At 55.3% G+C, this 25,917-nt stretch carries 26 protein-coding genes; 15 read left to right on the top strand and 11 right to left on the bottom strand.

Going from position 1 to position 25,917, the window contains the following annotated elements; genetic code table 11:
- The first annotated feature begins 1 nt into the window (after position 1).
- The 3 genes from BEI65_RS16620 (at position 2) to murJ (ending at position 3,217) form a co-directional block, all read left to right on the top strand.
- Positions 2–646 (top strand): YceH family protein, encoded by a 645-nt coding sequence (locus BEI65_RS16620; protein WP_099064283.1) that lies wholly within the window; start codon positions 2–4, stop codon positions 644–646.
- On the top strand, positions 639–1,559 hold the full coding sequence (locus tag BEI65_RS16615) for a Gfo/Idh/MocA family protein (RefSeq protein WP_099064282.1): 921 nt from the start codon (positions 639–641) through the stop codon (positions 1,557–1,559). Before BEI65_RS16620 ends, BEI65_RS16615 begins: the two co-directional genes overlap by 8 nt.
- Positions 1,560–1,681: 122 nt before the next feature.
- Positions 1,682–3,217: a murein biosynthesis integral membrane protein MurJ gene (murJ, locus tag BEI65_RS16610; protein ID WP_099064281.1), complete on the top strand. Its 1,536-nt coding sequence runs from the start codon at positions 1,682–1,684 to the stop codon at positions 3,215–3,217.
- Positions 3,218–3,292: 75 nt separating this feature from the next.
- On the opposite strand, the gene argS is transcribed toward murJ, so the two are convergent.
- Complete coding sequence (argS, locus tag BEI65_RS16605) at positions 3,293–5,023, bottom strand: arginine--tRNA ligase (RefSeq protein ID WP_099064280.1); 1,731 nt, start codon at positions 5,021–5,023, stop codon at positions 3,293–3,295.
- Between the two features lie 897 nt (positions 5,024–5,920).
- On the opposite strand from argS, the gene BEI65_RS16600 reads away from it, so the two are divergent.
- The gene (locus BEI65_RS16600; protein WP_099064279.1) at positions 5,921–6,484 is read left to right on the top strand and encodes a VOC family protein; all 564 of its coding nucleotides are present in this window, start codon (positions 5,921–5,923) and stop codon (positions 6,482–6,484) included.
- On the opposite strand, the gene BEI65_RS16595 is transcribed toward BEI65_RS16600, so the two are convergent.
- Positions 6,481–7,632, bottom strand: a complete 1,152-nt coding sequence (locus tag BEI65_RS16595; protein WP_099064278.1) for a MalY/PatB family protein — start codon at positions 7,630–7,632, stop codon at positions 6,481–6,483. The two genes, BEI65_RS16600 and BEI65_RS16595, sit on opposite strands and share 4 nt — an antisense overlap.
- A 101-nt stretch (positions 7,633–7,733) precedes the next feature.
- On the opposite strand from BEI65_RS16595, the gene cutC reads away from it, so the two are divergent.
- Positions 7,734–8,492 carry a copper homeostasis protein CutC gene (gene cutC / locus BEI65_RS16590; protein WP_099064277.1) on the top strand — a complete coding sequence of 253 codons (759 nt, stop codon included), beginning with the start codon at positions 7,734–7,736 and terminating at the stop codon, positions 8,490–8,492.
- 71 nt (positions 8,493–8,563) lie between these two features.
- Here cutC and cmoB read toward each other — a convergent pair whose 3' ends face one another.
- The 5 genes from cmoB to BEI65_RS16565 all read right to left on the bottom strand — a co-directional run bounded on the left by cmoB (position 8,564) and on the right by BEI65_RS16565 (position 12,338).
- Positions 8,564–9,535 (bottom strand): tRNA 5-methoxyuridine(34)/uridine 5-oxyacetic acid(34) synthase CmoB, encoded by a 972-nt coding sequence (gene cmoB, locus BEI65_RS16585; RefSeq protein WP_099064276.1) that lies wholly within the window; start codon positions 9,533–9,535, stop codon positions 8,564–8,566.
- Complete coding sequence (cmoA, locus tag BEI65_RS16580) at positions 9,532–10,275, bottom strand: carboxy-S-adenosyl-L-methionine synthase CmoA (protein ID WP_099064275.1); 744 nt, start codon at positions 10,273–10,275, stop codon at positions 9,532–9,534. Before cmoA ends, cmoB begins: the two co-directional genes overlap by 4 nt.
- Positions 10,276–10,377: 102 nt before the next feature.
- On the bottom strand, positions 10,378–10,773 hold the full coding sequence (locus BEI65_RS16575; RefSeq protein WP_099064274.1) for an MAPEG family protein: 396 nt from the start codon (positions 10,771–10,773) through the stop codon (positions 10,378–10,380).
- Between the two features lie 102 nt (positions 10,774–10,875).
- Complete coding sequence (locus tag BEI65_RS16570; RefSeq protein ID WP_099064273.1) at positions 10,876–11,691, bottom strand: DUF72 domain-containing protein; 816 nt, start codon at positions 11,689–11,691, stop codon at positions 10,876–10,878.
- A gap of 74 nt (positions 11,692–11,765) precedes the next feature.
- Positions 11,766–12,338, bottom strand: coding sequence for a hydrolase (locus BEI65_RS16565; protein ID WP_099064272.1), 573 nt, complete (start codon positions 12,336–12,338; stop codon positions 11,766–11,768).
- A 202-nt stretch (positions 12,339–12,540) separates the two neighbouring features.
- Between BEI65_RS16565 and BEI65_RS16560 the strand changes: the two genes are divergently transcribed.
- The 7 genes from BEI65_RS16560 (at position 12,541) to ruvB (ending at position 18,180) form a co-directional block, all read left to right on the top strand.
- A complete protein-coding gene (locus tag BEI65_RS16560; RefSeq protein WP_332871787.1) occupies positions 12,541–12,771 on the top strand; it encodes a zinc ribbon domain-containing protein in 231 nt (76 codons plus the stop codon).
- Between the two features lie 74 nt (positions 12,772–12,845).
- The gene (gene aspS / locus BEI65_RS16555) at positions 12,846–14,627 is read left to right on the top strand and encodes an aspartate--tRNA ligase (protein ID WP_099064271.1); all 1,782 of its coding nucleotides are present in this window, start codon (positions 12,846–12,848) and stop codon (positions 14,625–14,627) included.
- A complete protein-coding gene (nudB, locus tag BEI65_RS16550) occupies positions 14,627–15,073 on the top strand; it encodes a dihydroneopterin triphosphate diphosphatase (RefSeq protein WP_099064270.1) in 447 nt (148 codons plus the stop codon). The genes aspS and nudB overlap by 1 nt, the downstream gene beginning before the upstream one ends.
- Positions 15,074–15,092: 19 nt before the next feature.
- Entirely contained in the window at positions 15,093–15,836 is a 744-nt protein-coding gene (locus BEI65_RS16545; protein ID WP_099064269.1) for a YebC/PmpR family DNA-binding transcriptional regulator, read from the top strand.
- A gap of 73 nt (positions 15,837–15,909) precedes the next feature.
- Complete coding sequence (ruvC, locus tag BEI65_RS16540; protein WP_085117154.1) at positions 15,910–16,431, top strand: crossover junction endodeoxyribonuclease RuvC; 522 nt, start codon at positions 15,910–15,912, stop codon at positions 16,429–16,431.
- Between the two features lie 112 nt (positions 16,432–16,543).
- Entirely contained in the window at positions 16,544–17,155 is a 612-nt protein-coding gene (gene ruvA, locus BEI65_RS16535; RefSeq protein WP_099064268.1) for a Holliday junction branch migration protein RuvA, read from the top strand.
- Between the two features lie 20 nt (positions 17,156–17,175).
- Positions 17,176–18,180, top strand: coding sequence for a Holliday junction branch migration DNA helicase RuvB (gene ruvB / locus BEI65_RS16530; RefSeq protein WP_099064267.1), 1,005 nt, complete (start codon positions 17,176–17,178; stop codon positions 18,178–18,180).
- A 70-nt stretch (positions 18,181–18,250) separates the two neighbouring features.
- On the opposite strand, the gene znuB is transcribed toward ruvB, so the two are convergent.
- Together znuB and znuC are read right to left on the bottom strand one after the other, a co-directional pair.
- Positions 18,251–19,036 (bottom strand): zinc ABC transporter permease subunit ZnuB, encoded by a 786-nt coding sequence (gene znuB, locus BEI65_RS16525; RefSeq protein WP_099064266.1) that lies wholly within the window; start codon positions 19,034–19,036, stop codon positions 18,251–18,253.
- On the bottom strand, positions 19,033–19,791 hold the full coding sequence (gene znuC / locus BEI65_RS16520; protein WP_099064265.1) for a zinc ABC transporter ATP-binding protein ZnuC: 759 nt from the start codon (positions 19,789–19,791) through the stop codon (positions 19,033–19,035). Before znuC ends, znuB begins: the two co-directional genes overlap by 4 nt.
- 78 nt (positions 19,792–19,869) lie before the next feature.
- Here znuC and znuA point away from each other — a divergent pair, with 78 nt between their 5' ends.
- The 3 genes from znuA (at position 19,870) to lpxM (ending at position 23,297) form a co-directional block, all read left to right on the top strand.
- Entirely contained in the window at positions 19,870–20,835 is a 966-nt protein-coding gene (znuA, locus tag BEI65_RS16515) for a zinc ABC transporter substrate-binding protein ZnuA (RefSeq protein ID WP_099064264.1), read from the top strand.
- A 21-nt stretch (positions 20,836–20,856) separates the two neighbouring features.
- Positions 20,857–22,179, top strand: coding sequence for a murein DD-endopeptidase MepM (mepM, locus tag BEI65_RS16510; protein ID WP_099064263.1), 1,323 nt, complete (start codon positions 20,857–20,859; stop codon positions 22,177–22,179).
- 149 nt (positions 22,180–22,328) lie between these two features.
- Positions 22,329–23,297 (top strand): lauroyl-Kdo(2)-lipid IV(A) myristoyltransferase, encoded by a 969-nt coding sequence (gene lpxM / locus BEI65_RS16505; RefSeq protein WP_012145495.1) that lies wholly within the window; start codon positions 22,329–22,331, stop codon positions 23,295–23,297.
- Between the two features lie 66 nt (positions 23,298–23,363).
- Here the strand turns inward: lpxM and BEI65_RS16500 are convergent, their stop codons facing one another.
- Both BEI65_RS16500 and pyk read right to left on the bottom strand, forming a co-directional pair.
- Positions 23,364–24,248 carry a leucine-rich repeat domain-containing protein gene (locus BEI65_RS16500; RefSeq protein WP_099064262.1) on the bottom strand — a complete coding sequence of 295 codons (885 nt, stop codon included), beginning with the start codon at positions 24,246–24,248 and terminating at the stop codon, positions 23,364–23,366.
- A gap of 106 nt (positions 24,249–24,354) precedes the next feature.
- Positions 24,355–25,797 carry a pyruvate kinase gene (pyk, locus tag BEI65_RS16495; RefSeq protein ID WP_085117145.1) on the bottom strand — a complete coding sequence of 481 codons (1,443 nt, stop codon included), beginning with the start codon at positions 25,795–25,797 and terminating at the stop codon, positions 24,355–24,357.
- Between the last annotated feature and the right edge of the window lie 120 nt (positions 25,798–25,917).

Raw genomic sequence — 25,917 nt, 5'->3', positions numbered from 1 at the left:
AATGAAATATGAATTAAACGCTAAAGAAGCCAGGGTGATTGGCTGCCTGTTGGAAAAGCAGGTCACCACGCCGGACCAGTATCCCCTTTCCCTCAATGGCATTCAGCTTGCCTGCAACCAGAAAACCAACCGCGAGCCGGTGATGGAACTGACGGAAAGCGAAGTTCAGCAAATCCTCGACCTGCTGCTGAAGAAACATTTTCTGCGCACCTTGAGCGGCTTCGGCAATCGGGTGGTCAAGTATGAGCACCGCTTCTGCAATTCGGAGTTTGGTCAGCTAAAGCTGTCTGCTGCCGAGTTGGCAGTGATTGCCACCTTGCTGCTGCGTGGCGCGCAAACGCCCGGTGAACTGCGTACCCGTACCAATCGCATGCATGAATTTAATGACGTTACCGAAGTGGAGCAGGTGCTGGCGAACCTGAGTGCTCGTGAGGATGGGCCCTTTGTGGTGCGGTTGGCGCGGGAACCGGGTAAGCGCGAAAGCCGATTTATGCATCTGTTCAGTGGCCAAATTGACGAGGCACCGGCAGAAGCACTCCCGGCCAATGACGCCGAATTGAACGAGCGAGTGAGCGCACTGGAAAACGAAGTGGCGCAGCTCAAGCAACAACTGCAGGCGCTATTGGCCCGGGGGACGGATGAGTAAATTACGCATTGGTGTGGTTGGGCTGGGTGGTATTGCGCAAAAAGCCTATTTGCCGATCCTCAGCCAGGCGGCGGACTGGACGCTGGTCGGCGGATTTTCGCCTAATCAGCAAAAGGCGCAGCCGGTTTGTGACAGCTATCGCATGACCTGTTTTTCGCGGCTGGACAGCCTGGCACAGCAGTGTAATGCGGTATTCGTGCACAGCAGCACCGCCAGTCATTTTCAGGTGATCGAGGAGTTGCTACGTCTGGGCGTCCACGTTTATGTCGACAAGCCGCTGGCGGAGACGGTAGAGCAGGGCGAACAGTTGATCGCGCTGGCGGAAAAACAGGGCAAAACGCTGATGGTGGGGTTTAACCGTCGTTTTGCGCCACTGTATCGTCAGTTAAAGCAACAGATGCAGCAACCGGCGTCGATTCGCATGGACAAACATCGCGCCGACAGCGTCGGGCCAAACGGCCTGCGTTTTACCCTGCTGGACGATTATCTGCACGTGGTGGATACCGCGCTGTGGCTGGGTGGCGATGCGGGGACATTGCTCAGCGGTAGCCTGCGTGCTACGGATGCCGGTGAGTTGATCTATGCCGAGCATCATTTTGCGTGCGGTGAAACGCTGGTCACCACCAGTATGCATCGCCGGGCCGGCAGTCAGCGTGAAAGCGTGCAGGCGGTAACCGAGGGTGCAGTCTATCAGTTGAACGATATGCGCCAGTGGTTGCGGGAAGACTCACAAGGCGTGCTGGAGCAACCGGCGCCAGGCTGGCAAACCACGTTGGCACAGCGCGGCTTTGACGGCGCGATCCGCCATTTCATTGCTGCTGTCAGCAATCAGACGGTGCCGGAAACCGCCGGCGAGCAGGCAATTTCCGCCCAAAGGGTGATTGAAAAACTGCTGCGTGATGCCGGTTTATAAGGTAACCCCATGTAACATATGGCAGTAGCTATTCTGCCGTGGACGGGTAAACTTAGCCGATAGTTTTACTGACGCCTGCTGATGCAGGCGTCGACATTTACAGGGCACATCAGAAAAACCACATGAACCTACTAAAATCATTGGCCGCCGTCAGCTCTATGACGATGTTTTCGCGGGTGCTGGGCTTTGCCCGTGACGCGATCGTGGCGCGGGTATTTGGCGCCGGTATGGCAACAGATGCCTTCTTCGTGGCGTTCAAACTGCCCAATCTGCTGCGGCGTATTTTTGCCGAGGGGGCATTTTCGCAGGCGTTTGTGCCGATCCTGGCCGAATATAAAAACCAGCAGGGTGAAGAGGCGACGCGGACCTTTATCTCCTATGTATCCGGGCTGTTGACGCTGATACTGGCGCTGGTGACGGTGTTGGGCATGTTGGCCGCGCCCTGGGTTATCTACATTACGGCTCCGGGCTTTGCCGATTCGCCGGACAAGTTTGCCCTGACGTCGTCGCTGTTGCGCGTCACCTTTCCCTATATTTTGTTGATATCGCTGGCCTCGCTGGTCGGCTCGATCCTCAATACCTGGAACCGTTTTTCGATCCCGGCGTTTGCGCCGACGTTGTTGAACGTCAGCATGATCGGTTTTGCGCTGTTTGCCGCCCCTTACTTCAATCCACCGGTGATGGCGCTGGCCTGGGCGGTGGTGGTGGGTGGGGTACTGCAACTGGGTTACCAGCTTCCGCACCTGAAGAAGATCGGCATGTTGGTGCTGCCGCGCATCAAGCTTGGCGATGCCGGCGTATGGCGCGTGATGCGTCAGATGGGACCGGCGATTTTTGGCGTTTCGGTTAGCCAGATTTCACTGATTATCAACACCATTTTCGCCTCGTTCCTGGTTTCAGGTTCGGTTTCCTGGATGTACTATGCCGACCGTCTGATGGAGTTCCCTTCCGGCGTGCTGGGCGTGGCACTGGGGACTATTCTGTTGCCGTCACTGGCGAAAAGTTTCTCCAGTGGTAACCACGACGAGTATTCACGCCTGATGGATTGGGGCCTGCGCCTGTGCTTCCTGCTGGCGCTGCCGAGTGCGATTGCCCTGGGTATTTTGGCCAAGCCGCTGACCGTTTCGCTGTTCCAGTATGGCAAATTCAGCGCCTTTGACGCTGCCATGACTCAGCGTGCGCTGGTGGCCTATTCGGTCGGGCTGATGGGGCTGATCGTGGTCAAGGTGTTGGCACCCGGGTTCTATTCGCGCCAGGACATTAAAACGCCGGTTAAAATTGCCATTATCACGTTGATTTTGACTCAGGTGATGAACCTGATGTTTATCGGGCCGTTGAAACATGCCGGGCTGTCGCTGTCGATCGGTCTCGGGGCCTGTATTAACGCCTCGCTGCTGTACTGGCAGTTGCGTAAGCAGAAGATTTTCCACCCACAACCGGGTTGGGCGATGTTCCTGACCAAGCTGGTGATCGCGGTGATTGTGATGTCGGTAGTGCTGGTGGGTGTGATGTGGCTGATGCCGGCCTGGGATCAGGGCAATATGCTGGAGCGTTTGCTGCGTCTGGCGTTGGTGGTGGTCACCGGCGTGGTAGCTTACTTTGGCGTGTTGGGCGGTTTGGGCTTCCGCCCTCGCGACTTTGCCCGTCGGGTGGCATAAACGGATATCCCTGTCACCAATACAGTAAAAAGGGTCGCCTCTCGGCGACCCTTTTTCGTATTCAGCCTTGATGGCTTACATACGTTCGACGGTTTCGATACCCAGCGTATCCAGACCCGCTTTCAGCGTTTTGGCGGTCAGCAGCGCCAGCTTCAGGCGGCTCTGACGTGCTTCTTCACTGTCCGCATTCAGGATCTGGCAGTGTTCGTAGAAGCCGGAGAACAGACCCGCGAGGTCGTACAGGTAGCTACACATCACGTGCGGAGTGCCTTCGCGCGCCACGGTGGTGATCACTTCTTCAAACTGCAGCAGACGGGTCGCCAGAGTGATTTCACGCTCTTCGGTCATTACCAACGGCAGGGTCAGATTGCTTTCGTCAATCCCTGCGCGCTTAAATACGGAGGCCACGCGGGTATAGGCATACTGCATATAAGGTGCGGTATTGCCCTCAAACGCCAGCATGTTGTCCCAATCGAAGATGTAATCGGTAGTGCGGCTTTTTGACAGGTCGGCGTATTTAACCGCACCGATACCCACGGCATTGGCCAGGCTTTGCATTTCTTCCGCCGGCATGTCCGGGTTTTTCTCGGTAATCAGTTTACCGGCGCGCTCCACAGCTTCATCCAGCAGATCGGACAGTTTCACCGTACCGCCTGAGCGGGTTTTGAACGGCTTGCCGTCTTTACCCAGCATCATGCCGAACATGTGGTGTTCCAGCGACAGGCTGTCCGGGATGTAGCCGGCTTTGCGCACGATGGTCCAGGCCTGCATCAGGTGTTGGTGCTGACGCGAATCGATGTAATACAGCACGCGATCGGCGCCCAGCGTTTCATAACGGTATTTGGCACAGGCGATATCGGTGGTGGTGTACAGGTAGCCGCCATCCTTTTTCTGGATGATGACGCCCATTGGATCGCCGTCTTTGTTCTTGTATTCGTCGAGGAAGACCACGGTAGCGCCTTCGCTTTCCACCGCCAGGCCTTTAGCCTTGAGATCGGCAACGATGCCTGGCAGCATCGCGTTGTACAGGCTTTCACCCATCACGTCGTCTTCGGTCAGGGTGACGTTCAGACGGTTATAGGTCAGTTGATTTTGCGCCATGGTGATGTCGACCAGCTTGCGCCACATCTTCAGGCAGTATTGATCGCCGCCTTGCAGCTTCACCACATAGGCGCGAGCGCGTTCGGCAAAATCGGCGTCTTCATCGTAGTGCTTCTTCGCTTCACGATAAAACTGTTCCAGATCGGACAAGTCCATATTGCTGGCGTTTTCGTTCTGCATTTTTTCCAGATAGGCGATCAACATGCCGAACTGGGTGCCCCAGTCGCCAACGTGGTTGGCGCGGATCACTTTATGGCCCAGGAACTCCTGGGTACGTGCGGCGGCGTCACCGATGATGGTGGAACGCAGGTGGCCGACGTGCATTTCTTTCGCCACGTTAGGGGCAGAGTAGTCAATAACGATGGTTTGTTGTTTTACCGGGGCAATATCCAGTTTGGGTGCGCTCAGCACGCGATCGGCTTGCTGCGCGACCCATGAACTGTTCAGGAAGATATTGATAAAGCCGGGACCGGCGATTTCTACTTTGCTGGCGACGTCGCCGAGATCAAGCAGTTGCACCACTTTTTCCGCCAACTGGCGCGGTGGCATGCCAAGTTTCTTGGCAACGGACATCACGCCATTGGCCTGATAGTCGCCAAACTGCGCTTTTGCGGACTGACGGACCTGGGCTTCGCAATCGGCGGGTGCGCCTGCGGCAATCAGCGCCTGGCTGACTTTATCTGAAAGAAGAACCTGAATATTCACCGGGTTACCTTAATGACGAACGAGGGGCCGTGTGCCATGCCCCTGCGGGATTCAAAGGTGGTTTTCTGGCTGCGCGTCAAGACGGCGGCCCACCACAAAACAGCCTGTAATTGTAACCGATCTGATGGGTTACGTCAGCAGTTGACGCGGGAGGATTAGGCGAAAGTCGGGGTTCATAAATGCCCGCCGGCTATGAGTGAAAAATGCAGATGGCAATGAGGGGTGCATACGAGAAAAGACATGAATGGGATAAAATGGAATCAGCGAGGTTAGTGTTTTTTCTTTCGACGGCCAGCATCCAGCGTGTTATTGCGACGCGATTTAAAGTGGCGATATATCGCATAGGCAGCAATGACTACCAATAGCAAAGAAACTATTAAAAGGAACATAAGTGATTATCTCTAACTCAATTTTCACTAAAGTAGCTCAATTGATATTTTCAAGCAATTACGTCGCTTCTGTTTAGGAAGATTCTCAGGTGTGGTGATTAATAAAGTGATGTAAAAACAGTCTGTTGGTATTTTTGTTTGAGTCTGGCTCCATTTTCCTCGTTAGGAGGTTAACTATTTCTTAAGCTTTTGTAAGTAACGGATGGCGTGAATGGCCTTACTTAATAAGTTAGTAATACTTTCAACATGCCAGTCATAAGAAAAAGCTATAAACTTATGCTGCAACTATTTTCATGAATTAAAAACCAGCAAAGGCTAAGCCAAAGTGTAATAAAGCCGAGGAAATTATTCTTTTGTGCTTTTTATGACAAATGAATGGCAGATTTATTCTGGCGTGGAAATTTGAACCAGGAAATGGCCACTTTCCCCGTCAGCCGAGTGGATAGCTACGCCTCAGGCGTGTAAATTACCCCCCCTGAAAACCGCTTTCCGTAGTTGCGAGGATCCTATGACCACCTTCCCGGCGATTGCCGAACTGAATGATTTAGCGCTGGACCTGCCACGCTTTGAACTGGCGTTGAGCCGGTTTGCCGAAAAACTACACTTGGATTTGTCCCAGTTTACGGCCGATCATATTTCGGTACGTTGTCACCAAAACACCACGGCCGATCGCTGGCGGCAGGGGTTGCAGCAGTGTGGCTCACTGTTGTCAGAGTCGATGATTAATGGTCGTCCGATTTGTTTGTTTGATCTCCAACAGCCGCTTGAGGTTGGACCCTGGCTGATTGACTGCGTGGAGCTGCCTTATCCCGGCGATAAACGTTATCCGCATGAGGGTTGGGAACATGTTGAGCTGGTGTTGAGCGGCGAACCGGCCACCTTGTATGCGCGGGCATTGAGTCATTTGCCTGATGAGGCGCTGCTGGCACCCGGGATTAAATTGAAACAGAGCTCTCCGCAGGGCGAGGGCGAACGTTTGCCGAACCCAACCCTGGCGATCACCGACGGTACGGTGACCATTAAATTTCATCCTTATTCGATCCGGGACATTGTCGCCAGCGAACAAGCCTAATTTGGCATCAGCGCCTGGGTTGCCAGCGTCATGCGATCCAGCGCCTGGAGCAACAACTCGCGCCGACAACCGAAATTTAAGCGGACAAAGCGTCGGTTGCCAAAATCCAGCCCCGGACTTAAACCGACTCCGGCCTGCTCAAAGAAGGCGTGTGGGTTATCGACCGCCAGTTGGCTGCAGTCGATCCAGGCCAGATAGGTCGCTTCGATGGGCTGTAGCAACAGACCGGGTATGGCATTAATACGTTCGGTCACCAAATCACGGTTGGCGCGCAGATATATCAACAGCGCGTCAAGCCAGGCTTGTCCATGCTGGTAGGCGGCCTGTGCGGCAACCAGTGCCAGCACGTCGACCTCCGGCACGATGCCACTGCGCGCACGGACCAGCTTTTGCCGTAACTCTGGGTTGGGAATAATCGCCATCGAGGCGCCCAGCCCGGCAATGTTGAAGGTTTTCGACGGCGACATCAGCGTGATGCTGCGCTGGGCAGCGTCTTCATTCAAGGTAGCAAAGGGGATGTGTTCGCAGCCAGGTTCAAGCAACAGGTCGCAATGAATTTCATCCGAACAGACGATCAACCCATGGGCCTGGGCAAACGCCTGTTGCTGCAATAGCTCCTGTTTGCGGTAGACGGTTCCACCCGGGTTTTGCGGATTGCACAACAACAGTAATTTCTCTTTGCCATTGAGCTGACCGGCGATGGCATTGAAGTCTAACAGCCAGCGACGGTGGTGCAGGGTTAAGGGCACCGACAGCTGTGAGCGACCTGCGAATTTTGCCGCCTTGCGAAACGGGGGGTAAATCGGTGACGGAGCCAGGGTGCCTTCACCTTCGGCGGTAAAGGCGCGCACGCATAAATTAAGACCGCAAACCATTCCAGGCAGGAAAATCAGCCATTCGGGGTTGATACGCCAACCGTAGCGCTCTAGCATGCGGCGGGTAAAAACCTCGATGAGTTCAGGGGAGGGATGACTGTAGCCGAATACTGCATGCGCTACGCGCTGCTGTAATGCGTCGATGATAGCCGGCGGTGACGGGAAATCGGTATCGGCGACCCAGAGTGGAATGATGTCGCGGTCACGATATTTATCCCACTTAACGCTGTCACTGTGACTACGGTCTACCCATTGATCAAAATTGAATGCCATAGTTACTACCCTGTATAGGTTTATACCTTTGTATCAGCCTACGAGATAAATGGAAAAATTAACAATTGCCGTCGCAGGTTAGCCGTCATCTGGGGGTGACAATGATTAAACTGGAAGTTTGCTGCTATAGCGTCGATTGCGCGCTGACGGCTGAGCGGGCAGGTGCCGATCGCATAGAATTGTGTGCCAGCCCGAGTGAGGGCGGTTTGACACCCAGCTACGGCTCATTACGCCTGGCGCGCGACAGAGTCAGCGTGCCGGTGCATCCTATCATTCGCCCACGTGGCGGAGATTTTTGCTACGGTGCGGTGGATTTCGACGTAATCAAGCATGATATTGCACAGATCCGCGATATGGGTTTTGCCGGTGTGGTGGTTGGCATGCTGGATGAAGAAGGGCATATCGATCTGCCTCGCATGCGCGAAGTGATGCGGTTGAGTGGCAATATGGCGGTGACTTTTCATCGTGCTTTTGACATGTGCCAGAACCCGATGGTCGCGCTCGATCAACTGACTCAGTTGGGTGTCGCGCGGATACTGACCTCCGGCCAACAGCAAAACGCAGAACTGGGTTTACCCTTGCTACGTGACCTGCTGCAGGCCAGTGAGGGGCCGATGATTATGGCGGGTGCCGGTGTGCGGCTGAGCAATCTGCATAAGTTTGTTGATATCGGCATTCAGGAACTGCACAGCTCATCCGGTCATGCGGTGCCTTCGACCATGCGCTATCGTAAAGCCGGTGTGACCATGTGTTCAGACAGTGAGTTTGATGAGTTTAGTCATTATTGCGTGGATGGTGAAATGGTTGAGGCGATGAAAAACTCGCTGGCGCTGGTTGATCCGCTGGCGCAAAGCGCCTAGCCAAACCCTTTACTGACTGACAACATCATCCCCGTTGAATGCAAATCCAGCGGGGATGATTGTTTTGTGCCTTAAGGCTTCCGGGCCACCAGCACGGCACGCAGCGGGGCGGGGTAACCTTCGATGGTTTTGCCAGGGTCGTTAGGGTCGAGGAACTCGGCCAGTGACTCACTGGTCATCCAATCGGTGCGGCGCTGTTCTTCGGTGCTGGTCACACACATGTCGGCAATCTTCACGTCGACGAACCCGCACTTCTCCAGCCAGCATTTCAGCGCTTCGGCTGACGGAATAAAGTAGACGTTACGCATTTGCGCATAGCGGTCGCCTGGCACCAGGACCTGATTACGGTCGCCTTCTATCACCAGGGTTTCCAATACCAATTCGCCTTCGTTAACCAACTGGTTTTTCAACTGGTACAGATGATCCAGCGGCGAGCGACGGTGATACAGCACGCCCATCGAAAATACCGTATCGAAGGCAGCCAGTTCAGGCAGTTGTTCAATGCCGAGTGGCAACAGGTGAGCGCGCTGATCGCCGCCCAGCAGTTTACGCACCGCTTCGAACTGACACAGGAACAGCTGCATCGGGTCGATGCCCACCGCCAACTGCGCACCCGCGCCAAGCATGCGCCACAGGTGATAGCCGCTGCCGCAGCCGACATCGAGAATAGTACGACCGGCCAGCGGTGAAATGTGTGGTAAAACGCGATCCCATTTCCAGTCGGAATGCCATTCAGTGTCGATATCGATGCCATACAAAGAGAACGGCCCTTTACGCCACGGCATCATGGTGCGCAGCATTTTTTCGATACCTTCCAACTGGCCCGGTGACAGCGGTGGGTCCATTTCGGTACGCACGCCGTCCAACAGGTCGAGGCGGGTCGGCGTCAGCGCCGGCAGGTGTTCAACCGAGTTAAACCACTGTTTGAACTTGCCGTGCAGCGATTCTCGCTGCCAGGCGCTGAGCTGCGCGGGCAGAGTATCCAGCCAGTGGCTGAGGTTGCTTTTCGCGATGCGCTGATAAAAATCACCGAACTCAATCATGCTGCAGCTCCTGATTTCAGGGCGATCAGTGAACCGAAGTTAAAACACTGGAACCAAACTTCCGCATGTTCAAAACCGGCCTGTTTCAGACGGGTCTTGTGGGCGGCAACGGAGTCGGTCAGCATGACGTTTTCCAGCATGCTGCGCTTTTGGCTGATTTCCAGTTCGCTGTAGCCGTTGGCGCGTTTGAAATCGTGATGCATGTTGAACAGCAACTCACCGACATCGGTATCTTCAAAGCTGAATTTCTCCGACAACACCAGCGCGCCACCCGGACGCAGCCCGCGGTAAACCTGTTCCAGCAGGCGCAGGCGATCGGCCGGCTCGAGGAATTGCAGGGTGAAGTTAAGCACCACCATGGAGGCGTTTTCGATGTTGATATCGAGGATATCGGCCTCGATCACTTCTACCGGGGTGTCGGCGCGGAAGGCGTCAATATGGCGGCGGCAGCGTTCCACCATCGCCGGGGAATTGTCTACGGCAATGATGTTGCACCCGGCCACCTTGATATTCCTTCGCATCGACAGCGTTGCTGCGCCCAGTGAACATCCGAGGTCATAGACCTGGCTGTCGGGCTGAACGAAACGTTCGGCCAGCATGCCAATCATCGAAATGATATTGGAATAGCCGGGAACGGAACGCTGGATCATGTCAGGGAACACTTCAGCGACGCGTTCGTCGAAGGTCCAGTCGCCCAGTTTGGCGATTGGGGCAGAAAAAAGAGTATCGCGGTTTGGCATGGCGGCAAATCAGTTCAGAATTCGAAGGCGCATATGCTAACAGAAAATGGCAAGAAAGAGCAGCGGAAGCAGGCGGCGTAACCGCCTGAGGTCGTGCGGGGATCAATGAAGGCTGAAAATAATATCCCACGGCAGATAGAAAATATTGGCCAGCACCATTAACACCAACGAAAGGTAGGTGGCAGTCATGCCGGAACGACGCCAGCGGACTTCACGATTGCGTAAACCGTAATAATGCACCAGACGGCCGGCCATCAACATCAGGCCACAAATATGGATCATCCACACTTCAGCGCCGTTCATCTCCATGATCACCAGCAAAACGGCGGCGATAGGAATGTATTCTACGGCATTGCCGTGAACGCGGATGGCGGTTTGTAGCTCGTAAAAGCCGCCGTCTCCGTAAGCGACACGGTATTGCATCCTTAGCCTAACCACGTCATAAGATAGTTTGATCAACAACAGTGCGCCGAGCACGACATAAAGCGCGCTTACCATTTTTAACTCCATTCCCTAACCAAAACTGGCAGCCAGCATCATAGCCGCCATTGCATTCACTGTCGCGAGGAAAAATCTGATGTTATTGGTCAGATTAATAGGTCAAAACAGTGCATCCTGCTCGGGCCAGTCTGGTGGGGGCGGTAAATTCGGAATAGCCTGACGCAGTTGCTGCCAAATTTTCTGTGCCTGCTGGGGGGAATCGCCGTTATCTGGCGTATGGATAAACAGGAAAGGCTGATGCTGTGATTGCCAGGCAGGCAGTTTTTGTTGCCAGGCATCAAACCAGCGCAGGTTATCTTGCAACACATCGCCACCGATAAAACGCACCAGCGGATTGTTGGCGGTGACCAGCGCATGCACCGGCAGTTTGGGTTTTTTCTGCTGAGCATCACGAACCGCTGCACTGTTGGGGACGGCGTGATGCACCGGGCGACTGTCGAGGATCACCCGATTGATGCCGCGCTGATGCAACCCCTGATTTAACAGCCGTTCCTCTTCACCTTTGGCGAAAAACGACGGGTGACGAACTTCCACCCCGTAGGTGAACTCTTTCGGCAAGGCATCAAAGAATTGCCACATCGCCGGTAATTCCGCCGGGCCAAACGCGGCAGGCAGTTGCAGCCAAAGCTGGCCGATGCGCTGATGCACCGGGCTCAGACAGTGGTAGAACGCCTGTAGATCGGCATCACAGTTGCGTAGTGCGGCCTTATGGCTGATGGTGGCGGGGAATTTGAAACAGAAGCGAAAATCATCAGTGGTCATGTCGCGCCAGCGCTGAACGATCTCCAGTTTAGGTAACGCGTAGAAGGTGGTATTGCCTTCCACGCAGTTAAAGTAGCGGCTGTAATCCGCCAGATCGCGCAGCCCGATACGGTTCCAGGCCGGGTGTTGCCACTGTGGGAGTCCGATATACATCAAGCTGGCATCTTCCTTAATTTTCCCTGTCAGTCAAACGCGGGCGCAGTATGCCGCGCCCTTACAACTTAACGTTACTTGCTGAGGGCGGCAAGAATTTCGCGGGTGCTGCGAACGCGCGCCAGACGCGGGAAGATGTTGTCGAAAGCGAACTGGTGCATTTCAGCGTTAGGTGCGCTGCACAGGTCTTCGGCGATCGCCAACTCGTAGCCGTGCTCCCAGGCAGCGCGGGCGGTTGATTCCACGCCAATGTTGGTGGCAATCCCCCCCAGCACGACGGATTTAATGCCGCGACGACGCAGTTGCAGATCAAGGTCGGTACCGTAAAATGCGCCCCATTGGCGTTTGGTCACCAGAATGTCGCCGTCGTTAACCGCCAGCGATTCAGGGAATTCCCACCAGTTGGCAGGCAACTCACCGGCTGGGGAAGGTTGATCCACCGGTTGTTTCAGCGCTTCGGCAAAGGTCTCTGACCAACCGACGCGCACCAGGATCACCGGTGCGCCCAGTGAGCGAAAGTGTGCCGCCAGTTGCGCTCCGTTGGCCACCACGCTCTCGGCGCTGTGAGGCCCGCCGGCGTAAGGCAGAATACCCTTTTGCAAATCAATCAATACCAAAGCTGTGGTTTGAGCATCAAGTTTTAACATGGGAAGATCTCGTTACGGGGTGGATGAAATACGCGCAACTGAAGTGACGCGCCAAACAAGCGTGGATTCAGGCTACGTGAAAAAAGCGTCACGGGTTAATGAGAAATTTGTTAAGCAATGTGTTATTTCGGACAAAAACAGGTCATTTAGTGCTGCAACAAAGCTGTGTTCGCACTTATCTGGCGCATGAATTTCCTTTATAATGATCGCCTTTTTTCAACACACTTTACTCCAACGACCTATGCCGATTTATGAATATGCATGTGGTGCTTGCAGCCTTCGATTAGAGAAACTGCAAAAATTTTCCGATGCGCCGCTGACAGATTGTCCGGCGTGTGGGCAGCCCGCGTTAACCAAGCTGATTTCTTCCACCGGTTTCCAGTTAAAGGGCACCGGTTGGTATGCATCAGACGCCAAACCGGGTAATAAATAGAGTTCATCAGAAAACAGCCGTGTGGCAGGTGCCAAAAGCCCGCGCGGCATCGGCTTAAGCCAAAAGGATAGCGTATGCGTACTGAATATTGCGGGCAGTTGAATCTGTCTCACGTGGGCCAGGAAGTCACTTTGTGTGGTTGGGTCAACCGTCGTCGCGATCTGGGCGGCCTGATCTTTATTGATATGCGCGACCGCGAAGGCATCGTGCAGGTGTTCTTCGATCCGGACCAAAAGGTTGCGTTCGATAAGGCATATGACCTGCGCAATGAATTCTGCATCCAGATCGTCGGCACCGTGCGTGCCCGTCCGGACAGCCAGATCAATAAAGATATGGCGACCGGCGAAGTGGAAGTGTTCGCCCATGCTCTGGAGATCATCAACCGCTCCGAGCCATTGCCGCTGGACTCCAACCAGGTCAACAGCGAAGAAGCGCGCCTGAAATATCGCTACCTGGATCTGCGTCGCCCTGAAATGGCTGACCGTCTGAAAACCCGCGCCAAGATCACCAGCTTCGTGCGCCGCTTTATGGATAGCCATGGCTTCCTCGACATCGAAACGCCGATGCTGACCAAAGCCACGCCTGAAGGCGCTCGTGACTACCTGGTACCGAGCCGCGTACATAAAGGCAAATTCTACGCGTTGCCGCAGTCACCACAGCTGTTCAAGCAGTTGCTGATGATGTCCGGTTTTGATCGTTACTACCAGGTCGTCAAATGCTTCCGCGACGAAGATTTGCGTGCCGACCGTCAGCCTGAATTTACCCAGATCGACGTGGAAACCTCCTTCATGACTGCCGAACAGGTGCGTGAAGTGATGGAGAAACTGGCGCGTGAACTGTGGCTGGACGTGAAGAAGGTAGATCTGGGCGATTTCCCGATCATGACCTTCGAAGAAGCCATGCGCCGTTACGGCTCCGACAAACCCGACCTGCGTAACCCGCTGGAACTGGTGGACGTTGCCGATCTGGTGAAAGACGTAGAGTTTAAAGTGTTCTCCGGCCCGGCTAACGATGCCAAAGGCCGCGTTGCCGCGATCTGCGTTCCGGGCGGCGCACAGCTGACCCGTAAGCTGATCGACGAGTACGGTGCTTTCGTTAATATCTATGGCGCTAAAGGCCTGGCATGGCTGAAGGTCAATGACCGCGCCGCCGGCATGGAAGGCGTACAGAGCCCGATCGCCAAATTCCTCAGCGCGGAAGTGCTGGAAGCGATCCTGGCGCGCACCAACGCGCAGTCTGGCGACATTCTGTTCTTCGGTGCCGACAGCTTCAAGATTGTGACCGATGCGATGGGCGCGCTGCGTCTGAAGCTGGGTCGTGACTTGCAACTGACCAAACTCGACAGCTGGGCACCGCTGTGGGTGATCGACTTCCCGATGTTCGAAGAAGACGGCGAAGGCGGTCTGGCGGCGATGCACCATCCGTTTACCGCACCGCGCGACATGAGCCCGGAAGAGCTGAAAACTGCGCCAACCACCGCCATTGCCAACGCTTATGACATGGTCATCAACGGTTACGAAGTGGGTGGCGGTTCGGTGCGTATTCACCGCAGCGAAATGCAGCAAACGGTGTTCAGCATCCTTGGGATTAACGAACACGAACAGCGCGAGAAGTTTGGCTTCCTGTTGGACGCCTTGAAGTACGGTACCCCACCACACGCCGGCCTGGCTTTCGGCCTGGACCGTCTGGTGATGCTGCTGACCGGTACCGACAACATTCGTGACGTCATCGCCTTCCCGAAAACCACCGCTGCGGCCTGTCTGATGACCGAAGCGCCGAGCTTCGCCAACCCGGCGTCGTTGCAGGAGTTGGGGATTTGTGTGGTGAAGAAAGCCTCTGAACAAGAGAGCGAGTGATGAACTACAAGCGACCCGAGTCAATTCTGGTAGTGATTTATGCCATCTCCAGTGGCCGGGTGCTGATGTTACAGCGGCGCGATGATACTGAATTCTGGCAGTCGGTGACCGGCAGCCTGGAGGAGGATGAGTCGCCGCCGCATGCCGCACGGCGTGAGGTCATGGAAGAAGTCGGCATCGATATCGAAGCAGAGAATCTGCCGTTGTTCGATTGCCAGCGCTGTGTGGAGTTTGAACTCTTTGTCCATTTGCGACATCGCTATGCCCCGGGAACCACGCGCAATAAAGAGCACTGGTTCTGTCTGGCTTTGCCTGAAGAGCGCGATCCGGTGATTACCGAGCATCACGCCTACCAGTGGCTTGAGGCGGCACAAGCCGTGAAGTTGACCAAGTCCTGGAGCAATCAGCAGGCGATTGAAGAGTTTGTGATTAATTCAGTCCAGTAATTTTTTTCGGAGATTTTTTATGGCAGGTCATAGTAAGTGGGCCAACACAAAGCACCGTAAAGCAGCGCAGGATTCCAAGCGCGGTAAAATTTTCACCAAAATTATTCGCGAGCTGGTGACTGCCGCGAAACTGGGCGGTGGCGACCCGGGGGCTAACCCGCGTCTGCGTGCGGCGATCGACAAAGCGCTGTCCAACAACATGACGCGTGACACCCTGAACCGTGCCATTGCGCGCGGCGTGGGTGGCGATGATGATTCCAACATGGAAACCATCATCTATGAAGGCTACGGTCCAGGCGGCACTGCCGTGATGATCGAATGCCTGAGTGACAACCGTAACCGTACCGTGGCCGAAGTGCGTCATGCCTTCACCAAGTGCGGCGGTAACCTCGGCACCGACGGCTCCGTGGCTTACCTGTTCACCAAGAAGGGCGTAATCACTTACGCACCGGGCCTGGATGAAGACGTGGTGATGGAAGCGGCACTGGAAGCCGGTGCTGAAGATATCGTCAGCTACGACGACGGTGTGATCGACGTATTCACCGGCTGGGAAAACCTCGGCGAAGTGAAAGACGCGCTGACCGCAGCCGGTTTTACCGCCGACTCGGCAGAAGTTTCCATGATCCCATCGACCAAGGCCGATATGGATGAGGAAACCGCGCCTAAGCTGTTGCGCCTGATCGACATGCTGGAAGACTGTGACGATGTGCAGGAGGTTTACCACAACGGTGAGATCTCCGACGAAGTTGCAGCGACGCTGTAATCGGGTTGAAGTACGGCGCTGCTTTGTGGCAGCGCCTGGCGAAGTTAATGCTTAACGCAAGGTGGGTGTAGGGATGACGATCATTCTCGGTATCGATCCCGGATCGCGCGTCACCGGTTATGGCCTTATTCGCCAGCAGGGCCGCCAGTTGACCTATATTGCCAGCGGCTGTATCCGCACCGTGGTGGATGATATGCCGACGCGTTTGAAGTTGATTTATGCGGGCGTTAGCGAAATCATCACCCAGTTTAAACCGGACTTTTTCGCCATCGAACAGGTGTTTATGGCGAAGAATCCGGATTCGGCGCTCAAGCTTGGGCAGGCGCGCGGCGTGGCGATTGTCGCTGCCGTGAACCAGGATCTGGAAGTGTTTGAATATGCGGCTCGCCAGGTGAAGCAAACGGTGGTCGGTACCGGCGCGGCGGAAAAAGCGCAGGTGCAGCATATGGTGCGCTCCTTGCTTAAACTGTCGGCCAATCCCCAGGCTGACGCCGCCGATGCGTTGGCCATCGCCATCACCCACTGCCATCTCAGCCAAAACGTGCTGCGGATGAGCGAAGGGCGATTGAGCCTGGCGCGGGGACGTTTAAAGTAGGGTTTAATCAGTGATCACTTGGGCTGGATATTCATCCAGCCTTTTTTATGTTATAAGCTTTACCAGCACGGCATGGCAGCAGGTCATGCTCATGAATTCTGCAGGAGGGTAAATGATAGGTCGTCTCAGAGGAAATATTCTGGAAAAGCAGCCACCACTGGTATTACTGGAGGCAAACGGCGTGGGCTATGAAGTGCATATGCCGATGACCTGCTTTTATGAGCTGCCGGAACTGGGGCAAGAGGCTATCGTGTTTACCCAATTTGTGGTGCGCGAAGATGCACAACTGCTGTACGGCTTTAATGATAAACAAGAGCGTGCGTTGTTCCGCGAGTTGATCAAAGTCAACGGCGTAGGGCCAAAGCTGGCGCTGGCTATTTTGTCCGGCATGTCAGCGCAACAGTTTGTCAGTGCGGTAGAGCGTGAAGAGATCACCACGCTGGTGAAATTGCCTGGGGTTGGCAAGAAAACCGCTGAGCGTCTGGTGGTGGAAATGAAAGACCGCTTCAAAGGGCTTAATGGCGATCTGTTCAACAACAGCAGTGAAATCACGCTCCCCACCGCAGCACAAGCTGCCGAAATGGATGCGGAAGCCGAAGCGGCCTCTGCGCTGGTGGCCCTGGGCTACAAACCGCAAGAAGCCAGCCGCATGGTCAGCAAAATCGCCAAACCGGGCGCCGATTGCGAAACCCTGATCCGTGACGCGTTACGCGCCGCGCTGTAAGCGTCAATAAGGGGTAGATAATGATTGAAGCCGATCGCCTGATTTCTGCCGAACCGATCAATGAAGAAGAATTTCTTGATCGCGCCATTCGGCCGAAGCTGCTGACAGAATACGTTGGTCAGCCGCATGTCCGCGAGCAGATGGAAATCTTTATTCAGGCGGCCAAGCAGCGTGGCGACGCGCTGGACCATTTACTGATCTTCGGTCCACCAGGGTTGGGTAAAACCACGCTGGCCAACATCGTTGCCAATGAAATGGGCGTTAACCTGCGCACCACTTCCGGGCCGGTATTGGAAAAGGCGGGCGATCTGGCCGCGATGCTGACCAACCTCGAACCTCACGACGTTTTGTTTATCGATGAAATCCACCGTCTCTCTCCGGTAGTAGAAGAAGTGCTGTATCCGGCGATGGAAGATTATCAGCTGGATATCATGATCGGCGAAGGCCCGGCCGCACGCTCGATCAAACTCGATTTGCCGCCGTTCACGCTGGTGGGCGCAACCACCCGCGCCGGCTCACTGACCTCGCCACTGCGTGACCGCTTTGGCATTGTGCAGCGTCTGGAGTTTTATCAGGTCGCCGATTTGCAGCATATCGTTTCACGCAGCGCCAATTGCCTGGGACTGGATCTGTCGGAAGAGGGGGCCCATCAAGTGGCTCGCCGCGCACGTGGGACTCCGCGTATTGCCAACCGCTTACTGCGTCGGGTGCGTGACTTTGCCGAAGTCCGTGCCAATGGGGTGATCAATGGTGAAGTGGCGATGCAGGCGCTGGATATGCTGAACGTTGATGCCGAAGGTTTCGACTACATGGACCGCAAGCTGCTACTGGCGATTATCGACAAGTTCACTGGCGGGCCGGTGGGTCTGGATAACCTGGCAGCCGCGATAGGCGAGGAGCGGGAAACTATCGAGGACGTTATCGAACCCTTCCTGATCCAGCAAGGCTTTATCCAACGCACGCCGCGCGGACGCATGGCTACCAATCATGCCTATAAACACTTTGGCATGGTGCGCGAAGAGTAAGTATTGGATAACCGTCAGCATCAAAAAAGGGCCGCGTTGCGGCCCTTTGTACATCTGTAGCAGCCTGAAATCAGGCCTGCTGCTTTTTGGATAAGCTCAAAACAAACAGCACTGCGGCGCTTAAGACTACTGATGGGCCAGCCGGGGTATCGTAGAAGGCCGAGAAGGTTAACCCGCCGGTTACGGCCAGCACGCCCACCAACACCGCATATCCCGCCATTTGCTCCGGCGTGCGAGCGAAGCGACGTGCAGTCGCCGCAGGAATAATCAACAGTGAAGTGATGATCAGCGCACCGACGAATTTCATCGCCAGGCCAATGGTCAGGGCGGTCACCAGCATCAACACGGTACGTGCGCGCACCAGATTAACGCCGTCAACGTGTGCCAGCTCAGGGCTGACGGTCATCGACAGCAGATTACGCCACTGCCACCACAGGATCAGCAGCACGGCTGTGACCCCAATGCCAATCATCCAGATATCGGTGAGGGTGACTGACAGCAAATCGCCAAACAGATAGGCCATCAGATCGACCCGCACGTTGGACATCAGCGCGACCACGACCAGCCCCAATGAAAGTGCGCTGTGCGCCATAATGCCGAGCAGAGTATCAACGGAAAGCTGCGGGCGACGCTCCAGCCACACCAACACCAGCGCCAGGACCAGCGTTACGGCAATCACCGCATAGAAGGGGTTCACGTCCAGCAGCAGGCCGAACGCCACGCCTAACAATGAAGCGTGCGCCAGGGTATCGCCGAAATAGGACATACGACGCCAGACCACAAATGAGCCGAGCGGACCGGCGGCACAGGCCAACAACACGCCGGCCAGCCAGCCGGGTAATAACAGTTCGATCATGCCTCACGGCCCCCGGTATTCTTCAACACAATTCGTCCTTGCAGGTCGTGACGGTGATTATGGTGGTGACGATAGACCGCCAGCTGTTCCGCACCGCGGTTACCGAACATGGCGATAAATTCAGGATGCATCGAGACCACTTCCGGTGCGCCGGAACAGCAGATGTGTTGGTTGAGGCACAGCACTTCATCGGTTTTTGCCATCACCAGGTGCAGGTCATGGGACACCATCAATACCGCACAGCCCAACTCTTTACGCAGTTGGTCGATCAGATCGTACAGCGCCAGTTGGCCGTTGACGTCTACCCCCTGGGTCGGCTCATCCAGCACCAGCAGTTGTGGCTTGTTCAGCAGCGCACGGGCCAGCAATACGCGCTGGTTTTCACCGCCGGAGAGTTTTTGCATGGGTTGATCGAGCAGGTGGGCCGCTTGCACGCGTTTCAGCGCAGGCAGAATATCGGCCTTTTTGACGCCGGGCTTCAGGCGCATAAAGCGGCTGACGGTAAGCGGCAGAGTGGCGTCGAGGTGCAATTTTTGCGGCACGTAACCAATGCGCAGGCCAGGCTCACGCACCAGTGTTCCTTCGGTGGGCGCAACCAGGCCCAGCACCACTCGCACCAGCGTGGATTTGCCCGCACCATTAGGGCCGAGCAGCGTCAGAATACGGCCCGGCTGAAGGCTGAGCGAAATATTCGACAGCACCTTGCGGTTACCAAAGGAGACGGAGATATTTTTTAGCGTTGTCAGTGTGGACATCTCATGATTACATTTTGCAGAACTAACCGAATGTTATAATATCACGCCTCGCTGATGAAAACGACGGGATAACTGAGAATGGCACAGAAAAATAAATGGCTGCAGCGCACGCTGCTGGCAACCGCATTGATGATGGCCGGGCCCCTGAGCAGCGCCTCTGCGGCGGTGGTGACCTCGATTCGCCCGGTCGGTTTTATCGCTGCGGCAATAGCCGACGGCGTGACGCCGACCGAGGTGCTGTTGCCGGCGGGTGCATCACCACACGATTTCGCGCTGCGGCCTTCCGATATCCAGCGTCTGCGCGCCGCCGATCTGGTGGTGTGGGTGGGGCCGGATATGGAGGCTTTTCTGACCAAACCCTTAACCTCAGTGGCGGCTAACCGCCAACTTGCCATCAGCGAATTGAGTGGGGTGAAACCTCTGCTGATGAAGGGTGAAGACGACGAACACGACCATGAGCACGACCATGATCATGCAGCCGATGCGCATAATCATGCCGATCATGCCGGGGACGATGGACACCATCACGGCGAGTATAACATGCACGTTTGGCTGTCTCCGGAGGTGGCAAAAGTGACCGCGATCGCGATTCACGACAGGTTATTGGAACTTATGCCACAAAATAAGGACAAATTAGACGCAAACCTGCGCCAGTTCGAGAATCTGCTGACGCAAACTGACAAAAATGTTGGTAACATGCTTAAGCCTGTGCAAGGTAGGGGATATTTTGTTTTTCATGATGCTTACGGCTATTTTGAGAAACATTTCGGGTTGAGCCCATTGGGCCATTTCACCGTTAATCCCGAAATCCAGCCTGGAGCACAGCGCTTACACCAAATTCGAACACAGTTGGTTGAGCAGAAAGCAGTCTGCGTTTTTGCTGAGCCACAATTCAGGCCAGCCGTAATCAATGCGGTTGCCAAGGGGACCAAAGTGCGTTCTGGAACGCTGGACCCGCTGGGCACCGGCATCGCACTGGGGAAAGACAGCTACGGGAACTTCCTGACTCAGCTGTCAAACCAGTACGTGAGCTGCCTGAAGTAAAGATTATGAGGATAAAATCGAGTGCAGCAGATAGTCAAAACTATCGCTCTGGCGTATAACAACCTGCCACGGCCCCATCGCGTCATGCTGGGGTCGCTGACAGTGGTTACATTGGCCGTTGCCGTCTGGCGGCCTTTTGTTTATCACCCAGAACATAACCCCATCGTTAAGAGTATTGAATTAGAATCCAGTCAGTTACGGTCCTTGCTGCCCGAAGCCAGTGAGCCGATCGATCTCGACCAAGCCACCCCCGATGATGACATCCCACAGGATGAGCTGGACCAGAAGGTCGCCGGTGAGGATGGAGTGCATGAATATGTGGTTTCCACTGGCGATACCCTGGGCAGTATCCTGACCCAATATGGTATCGATATGTCGGACGTCACGCTGCTGGCATCGCAAAACCGCGATCTGCGTAATCTGAAAATCGGCCAGCAGCTGTCATGGACAGTGAATGATGCCGGCGATCTGCAGCGTTTGACCTGGGAAGTCTCCCGGCGTGAGACCCGCACCTACGATCGTACTGGCAACAACTTCAAAGAAACCCAGGAATCTCAACAGGGCGAATGGCGCAACAACGTGATCAGCGGCCGTTTGAACGGCAGCTTTGTCAGCAGCGCCAGCAGTGCCGGCCTGAGCCGAGCAGAAATCAATTCGGTGATCAAAGCGCTGCAGTGGCAGTTGGATTTCCGCAAACTGCGCAAGGGCGATCAATTCTCGGTATTAATGTCCCGCGAACACTTTGACGGCAAGAGTGCTCAGAGCCAGTTACTGGGTGTGCGCATGCGTACCGGCGGCAAGGATTACTATGCTATCCGTGCCGAGGACGGTAAATTCTACGATCGTCAGGGTTCCGGTCTGGCGAAAGGCTTTATGCGTTTCCCAACCATGAAGCAGTTCCGCATTTCTTCCAACTTCAACCCGCGTCGGGTTAATCCGGTCACCGGGCGCATTGCGCCGCACAAAGGTGTCGATTTTGCGATGCCGGTCGGTACTCCGGTGTTGGCCGTGGGTGACGGTGAAGTGTTGATCGCCAAGCGTAGCGGCGCTGCCGGTAACTATGTGGCGATCCGTCATGGCCGCCAATACACCACGCGTTATATGCACCTGAAAAAGCTGCTGGTTAAGCCAGGGCAGAAGGTGAAACGTGGTGACCGTATTGCGTTGTCCGGCAACACCGGCCGCTCAACCGGCCCGCATCTGCACTTTGAAATGTGGACCAACCAACAGGCGGTGAACCCGTTGACGGCGAAACTGCCACGCTCTGAAGGGCTGAGCGGTAAAGATCGCAGTGATTATCTGGCGCAGGTGAAGGAAGTCACTCCGCAACTGCAACTGGATTAATCCCTTTGTTCGGGCGCGTTACTGCGCCAGTGATTCCATCGGCCTGATTTCGGGCCGATGTTGTTTTATATTGGTGCTTCGCCGTGGTTAATTGCAAAATCGACCTTTGCAATTATGATTAGCCGAACCGCTAAGTTAAGAGCTTGTGCATGCAAAACGAAAAAAAATCGAACTCAGAGTTCATTCCACAATTTCAAAAAGCCTTTTACCACCCACGCTACTGGGGCGTTTGGCTGGGAACCGGGCTGATGGCCGGCATTTCATTGGTGCCTGCTCGCCTGCGCGATCCGGTGCTTGGTGCGGTTGGCAAGCTGGCCGGCAAAGTGGCCAAAGGTGCCCGACGCCGCGCGCGTATCAACCTGCTGTACTGCCTGCCGGAAGTGCCGGAAAACGAGCGTGAGCACATCATTGATGAGATGTTCGCCACCGCGCCGCAATCGATGATCCTGATGGCCGAACTGGCCTGCACCAAACCGGAGAAAGTGCTCAAGCGCGTTCGCTGGCATGGTGAAGAGGTGCTGGATAAAATCCGTGAAGAAGGCCGTAACGTGATTTTCCTGGTGCCGCATGGTTGGGCGGTGGATGTTCCGGCGATGCTGATGGCGGCTCGCGGTCAGCCGATGGCGGCGATGTTCCACAACCAGAGCAATCCGTTAGTCGATTATCTGTGGAATACGGTGCGCCGTAAATTTGGTGGCCGGATGCATGCGCGCAATGACGGCATCAAGCCGTTTATCAGCTCCGTGCGTCAGGGCTATTGGGGCTATTATCTGCCCGATCAGGATCACGGTGCTGAACACAGTGAATTCGTCGATTTCTTCGCCACCTATAAGGCGACGTTGCCGGCGGTTGGACGCCTGATGAAAGTTTGCCGCGCGGCCATTGTGCCGTTGTTCCCGGTGTATGATGGCAAGACCAGCATGCTGGATGTTTATATTCGCCCGCCGATGGATGATTTGGCTACGGCCGATGACCACACTATTGCGCGTCGGATGAATGAAGAGGTGGAGAATCTGGTGGGTCCGAACCCGGAGCAGTACACCTGGATCCTCAAGCTGTTGAAAACGCGTAAAGAAGGTGAGATAGAACCTTATTCGCGTGATGATTTATACCGCTAAGCGAGGTTTTGCTTGGGGTTAAGGGCCAGTCATCTCAGGGTGTCTGGCCCTTTGTTTTTGCTGTGCTTAAATATGGACCATGCAACCCTGAGCCATCAGCGGCTCCAGTACGGCGGGTATCTGGGCAAAGTTGTTCCAGCGCAGGTCCAACCGTCGCAGGTTCGTCAATGCCGTCATGCTGTCCGGTAGGCTGCTCAGGTGGTTAGCGCGCAGGTCAAGCGTGCTCAGGGCCGTTAGCTGGCCAAAATCCGCCGGTAACTGCTGTAGCTGATTAGTTCGCAGGTTGAGGTGAGTCAGGCTGGGCAAGTGGCAAAATGCAGCCGGTAGCCGGTTGATGGCATTGTTTTCCAGATCCAGCACGGCCAGCTCAGCCAACAGGGCAATTTCATCCGGTAGCGTGGTCAGGCGGTTTTTCATCAGGTGCAGTTCCCGCAGTGCGGTCAACTGCCCGACAGTGGTTGGCAAACTGACAAGTTGATTATTGTACAACCGCAATTCCTGCAGGGCACCGAGTTGAACAATGGCCGCCGGCAGTTCACTGAGCTGATTATCCGTCACGTTCAGATAGCGCAACTTGTGTAACCGGCCCAGCTCGACAGGCAGGTCACAAAAGGCATTGTCGCTCAGATAAAGATAGGTCAGCTCACGCAGTTCACCGATGCTTGCAGGTACGCTGCTGGCCTTATTGTGGCCGCAATCCAGCATTGCCAGCCTTCGCAGTTGGCCTATTTCGACCGGAAGCTCACTAAGCTGGTTGCAGGAGATATTCAATACCTGCAGATCGGTATGCTGCAGGATTTGCATTGGGAACTGGCGAAGTCGATTGTCGTACAGACTGATTTTCAGCAGCGAGTTACCCCGCAGGCTTCCCTCTGCCAAATTCTCCATTCCCAGGCCGTCGAGATCCAGCGCTTGTTCAGTGTGGTTTTGCTGTGGGTGTTGATGAAGCATCGATGGCTCTCCATTTGCCATAGTGGCGACTGGAAATGAGTTTAACAGGGGGGAAGGGCGGAGCGGGAAAAAATGCCGGCCGAGGTACGGCCGGCAGCAGTCTGGGTTACTCGACGCGCAGGATACGGCTGGTGTTGGTGGTCCCTACGGTTTCCATCACGTCGCCCTGGGTGACGATCACCAGATCGCCGGATACCAGGAAGCCTTTGTCGCGCAGGCGGTTAACCGCGTCATTGGCTGCGATGACGCCGTCTTCGTGGCTGTCGAAGTACACCGGCGTAACGCCACGGTACAGCGCGGTCAGGTTCAGCGTGTGCTCATGACGTGACATGGCGAAGATCGGCAGGCCGGAGCTGATACGTGACATCATCAGCGCTGTGCGGCCGGACTCGGTCATGGCGATCAGGGCAGTCACGCCTTTCAGATGGTTAGCCGCGTACATTGAAGACATGGCGATAGCTTCTTCAATGTTGTCGAACTGCACGTCCAGACGGTGTTTGGAGACGTTGATGCTTGGGATCTTCTCAGCGCCCAGACAAACGCGTGCCATCGCCGCCACGGTTTCTGCCGGGTATTGGCCTGCCGCAGTTTCAGCAGACAGCATCACGGCGTCAGTCCCATCCAGCACGGCGTTCGCCACGTCCATAACTTCGGCGCGGGTCGGCATTGGGTTAGTGATCATCGACTCCATCATCTGGGTCGCAGTAATCACGGCGCGGTTCAGCGTACGGGCGCGACGGATCAGTTTTTTCTGGATGCCGACCAGCTCCGGATCGCCGATTTCGACGCCCAAATCGCCACGGGCTACCATCACTACGTCGGAGGCCAGGATAATGTCATCCATCGCTTCGTCGCTGCAGACGGCTTCGGCACGTTCCACCTTGGACACGATCTTGGCGTTACAGCCTGCATCGCGGGCCAGACGGCGGGCGTAGTTCAGGTCTTCGCCGGTACGCGGGAAGGAAACTGCCAGGTAGTCGACGCCGATTTTTGCCGCGGTGACAATATCGGCCTTGTCTTTCTCGGTCAGGGCTTCAGCGGACAGGCCGCCACCCAGCTTGTTGATGCCTTTGTTGTTGGACAGCGGGCCGCCAACGGTCACTTCGGTAAACACTTTCATGCCCTGAACTTCGAGCACCTTCAGCTGTACGCGGCCGTCATCCAGCAGCAGTACGTCGCCTGGCACCACGTCGGCAGGCAGGCCTTTATAGTCGATACCGACTTTTTCTTTATCGCCTTCGCCCTTGGACATGTTGGCATCAAGCAGGAATTTATCGCCGATGTTAAGGAAGATTTTGCCTTCCTTAAAGGTAGAAACGCGAATTTTCGGCCCTTGCAGGTCACCCAGAATAGCGACGTGACGTCCCAACTTGGCAGCAATTTCACGCACTTTGTCAGCGCGGATCTGGTGGTCTTCTGCCGTGCCGTGGGAAAAGTTGAGCCGAACTACGTTAGCGCCGGCGGCAATGATCTTTTCCAGATTATTGTCGCGGTCAGTAGCCGGACCCAGGGTGGTAACAATTTTGGTTCTTCTGAGCCGTCTGGACATGTATTACTCCGTTGACTGGTGAAGCAAATTATTGGTGTTGCGATAACGTCGGATAACGAAACCAGGAGTGAAATGTAATTTTACTACACTGATATTTCACTCGGGTTACCCGCATGAGCG

The organism is Serratia sp. BW106 (genome assembly GCF_002607755.1).
Lineage (GTDB): Bacteria > Pseudomonadota > Gammaproteobacteria > Enterobacterales > Enterobacteriaceae > Serratia > Serratia proteamaculans.
This window is presented reverse-complemented; position numbering and strand designations above follow the sequence as displayed.